Source organism: Streptomyces sp. SID4985, assembly GCF_009863025.1.
Taxonomy (GTDB): domain Bacteria; phylum Actinomycetota; class Actinomycetes; order Streptomycetales; family Streptomycetaceae; genus Streptomyces.
In genome coordinates this window covers 1-583 of record NZ_WWIR01000481.1, presented here as the reverse complement: position 1 = coordinate 583, position 583 = coordinate 1, and the positions used below count along the sequence as shown (strand labels likewise).

Genomic DNA, 583 nt, shown 5'->3' with positions numbered 1-583 from the left:
GTCGCGCCTCCGCGCCCGCCGGAGCCCCGGCCGCCGCCGGGGCCGCCGAGACGGTCGTCCCGGTGGAGACGACGGCCGCGCAGGCCGAGACCGCTGAACCGGCCGAGGTCACCGAGACCCCCGCGCCGCGCCGTACCCGCCGCCGGGCCTCCGCGCCCGCCGGTGCCCCCGCCGCCTCCGCTCCGGCCGAGGAGAAGGCCGACGACGAGGACAGCGTGGACATCGAGAACGCGGACATCGAGAACGCCGAGGACGAGAAGGCCGCCGAGCCGGTCGCCGAAGCCCCCGCTCCCCGTGCACGCCGCCGTGCCACGCGCCGCGCCTCCGCGCCCGCCGGTGCTCCGGCCGCCGCCGAAGAGGCTCCGGCCGCTGAGCAGGCCGTAGAGAAGAGCGCCGTGGAGGAGAGCCCCGCCGAGGCGGAGCCCCGTACGCGCCGTCGCGCCACGCGCCGCTCGTCCGCGCCCGCCACCGAGACCGCCGCCGAGGCCCCGGCCGCCGTGGAGGCGCCTGCCGCTGCCGCTGCCGCTGTCGAGGAGACGTCCGCCCCCGAGGCGGAGGCCGCTCCCCGTACCCGTCGCCGCGC

Annotated in this window: 1 pseudogene; it reads left to right on the top strand. The window is 80.6% G+C overall.

Annotated features, from left to right (window positions below):
• Positions 1–583, top strand: a pseudogene (locus GTW40_RS21185) (ribonuclease E/G); the annotation flags it as partial.